Here is a 2,591-nt window from a genome sequence, read left to right as displayed (position 1 = left end):
CAGGGGCGCCCACTGTGCGCCGGATACCGGCGCAGCCGCGGCAGGCGTCCCCGGGGCGGCGGGGCGGGTCGGCGCGGGCGGGTACGGCGGCGGGATCGCCGGCAGCGACACGGTGGGCTCGGACAGAGCGGGACCGGAGTGCCCGGGGGAAACGGGACCGGGTTGGCCGGGCAGGACCTGTCCAGGCTGTGCGGGCACGACCGGACCGGAGTGCCCCGGCAGAGCCGGGTTGGGGGGTCCTGACAGGGGCGGACCGGAGTGTGCCGGCGGGGCCGGGCTGTGGTGTGCCGGCGGGGCCGGGCTGTGGTGTCCCGGCAGGGTCGGACCGGGGTGCCCGGGCAGGGACGGACCGGGGTGCGTGCCGGCAGCGGCGGCGAAGCCGCCGGGAGGTGGGCCGTAGCCGGCGGGAGCGGCGGCGGAGCCGCCGAGGTACTGGCGGGCTGCGCGTACCGCGGGATGGTCCGGACCGAGCACGGCGGACCCGGCGGTGGCCACGCGGCTGTAGTTGCGGCGGGCCTCGTGCCGGTTGCCCAGCTCCTCGGCCACCCCCGCGAGGTCGAAGCTGAGCGCGAGCATCAGCGGGTCGCCGTCGCCCCGGCGGCGCTCGCCGGCGGCGTAGGCCTCTTCGAGTACGCGCCGGGCGGCGGCCGGGTCGTCGGCCTCGCGGTGCAGCCGAGCCAGCAGGTGGCCGGTGGCCAGGACGTCCTGGTGGTCCTCGCCGTACGCCGGGCGGGCCGCGACGATCGCGTCGGCGAGCAGGCGGCGGGCGCTGGTCAGGTCGCCGGCGGCCCGCATCGCGAGGGCCTGGTGCTGGGTGGCGATCAACGGGGAGGGGTGGGACACGGGAGCAATGCTGCCCGGAATCGTCAGTTGCGCGCTACCCACCCGATTGTTGTGGCCTCCGACCTGCGCAAACGTGCGGCGTTGGTGCTGATGTGCATGATCGTTCCGGGCCGTGTACAGTAATGCCCCGTGCGGCCCGCCAGGCCGGCCGATGCGGTGAGATGATCACCTTGGCCGACCGGGTAGGCTGGTACGTGCAGGTCCGGGTGGCGGAATGGCAGACGCGCTAGCTTGAGGTGCTAGTGCCCGTATAGGGCGTGGGGGTTCAAGTCCCCCCTCGGACACCAACTTGCAGCATCCATGCTGTGTTTCGCGTACTAGGTGGTCAAGCGCGCTTGACCACGCAAATCTCAACGCAGCGACCCCCTCGATCGAGCCTGTCTTGATCGAGGGCGATTGTCGTGGCTGATCGTTCCGTGGCTCCCGTCATCCCTCCCCGTGCGTCTGTCGGACCGGGAGCAGAGCCCGCATCGGCCGCGTGGTGGAGCCACTCGTCGTCCACCATTGCCCCCTGCCTGTGCTACCGACGTCACGCGCCGGCACGATGGTGTACGGCCTGGCTGCCCTCGACAGCAGTGGCCGGAACATGGGCGCGAGCTACTCCGTTTCGGGCCTGCGTTACCTGCCCCGGCAGGATGGCGGCTCCGGCGCGGTCAACGGACGCATCGGCCAGTACGAGGTGTACGTCAGCACCGACGGCACCAACTGGGGAACGGCCGTGGCCACTGGCGCGTTCGCCAACGACGCGAGCCAGAAGGACGTCCGGTCCACCGCGAAGACCGGGCAGTACTCGCGACTGCGTGCCGTGAGTGAGGTCGCCGGCAACCCGTGGACGTCGGCCGCGGAGATCTACGCCCTCAACTGAGGCCCGTCCGTGCGTTCCCGGGGGAGTGACCGCACGGGACGGTAAGGCATGGGGTGGCCGCCACGGAGCGGGCACCCCATGCCGTTATGAGCCGGCTGCGCCCCGGTGCCAGAGGAAAGACGCATACGAACACCAAGTATCGGTCCGCTGAACAGGGATGACATGGTGCACTCCCGAAGAGTCGACGACTTCCGGAGTCAGTCTTCACCGAGCGGCGGCATAGGTCGGATCCTTGATCTGGCAGGGATCGGGTTCACGACTGCCTCGGGTGACCGAGGGCTCCTACGCTGAAATTTGTGGAAGATGTCGATGACGCCCGCGAGCTCGTTGAGCAGCGGATGCGCGCCACGGGGTTCGAGGAGGACATCCTCGACAAGGTCTTGGATCTGCTGGAACGCTTCGACACCGATCGGGAGAAGCTGTTCGAGGAGATGCTCTCCAAGCTGGAGCAACCGGGCTATGACGGCCTGACCGACCGGTGGGAGACCAACTGCGAGCAGGCCGAGGCGCTGATGGAGCGCCTCGAATCGGACATCCGGTCGGTGCTGGAGGACAGCCAGGCCAACGCGATGTCCGTCGACGAACGGTGGACCGCGGTCGGCCCGCGTGACTTCCTCGCCGGGGAGCGCAAGATCTGGGCGCAGGTCGCCCGGCTCGACGTCCCCGAGGTCGCCACGCTGATGAGCAAGGTCCTGGAGGCCGACCTCGCGCTCATCAAGAAGTGCGAGGAGGACCTCAAGAACGCGCGCAGCAACGACGCGATCGTCGAGCAGCTGCTCCTCAAGAACTTCGGCTCCATCCAGGACACGGTCAAGAGCCTGCTCGTCAAATACCTCCCGACTTCGGGCGCCCGCTTGATCGTCCTCTTCATGAAGGACCCGTC

General features: G+C 69.8%; 3 protein-coding genes and 1 tRNA gene. 3 read left to right on the top strand and 1 reads right to left on the bottom strand.

Annotated features, from left to right (window positions below; all coding sequences use genetic code 11):
* Positions 1-843 (bottom strand): tetratricopeptide repeat protein (locus tag KBX39_RS28640; RefSeq protein WP_210873510.1); only part of this gene is annotated, 843 nt, incomplete at its 3' end.
* A 200-nt stretch (positions 844-1,043) separates the two neighbouring features.
* On the opposite strand from KBX39_RS28640, the gene KBX39_RS28635 reads away from it, so the two are divergent.
* The 3 genes from KBX39_RS28635 to KBX39_RS28625 all read left to right on the top strand — a co-directional run.
* A tRNA-Leu gene (locus KBX39_RS28635) sits at positions 1,044-1,130 on the top strand.
* Positions 1,131-1,321: 191 nt separating this feature from the next.
* Positions 1,322-1,708 (top strand): discoidin domain-containing protein, encoded by a 387-nt coding sequence (locus KBX39_RS28630; protein WP_312247507.1) that lies wholly within the window; start codon positions 1,322-1,324, stop codon positions 1,706-1,708.
* A 296-nt stretch (positions 1,709-2,004) separates the two neighbouring features.
* A partial coding sequence (locus KBX39_RS28625; RefSeq protein WP_210873508.1) for a hypothetical protein occupies positions 2,005-2,591 on the top strand: 587 nt, incomplete at its 3' end.

It is taken from the genome of Micromonospora sp. D75 (genome assembly GCF_018070405.1).
Classification (GTDB): Bacteria; Actinomycetota; Actinomycetes; order Mycobacteriales; family Micromonosporaceae; genus Micromonospora; species Micromonospora chalcea.
This window is presented reverse-complemented; position numbering and strand designations above follow the sequence as displayed.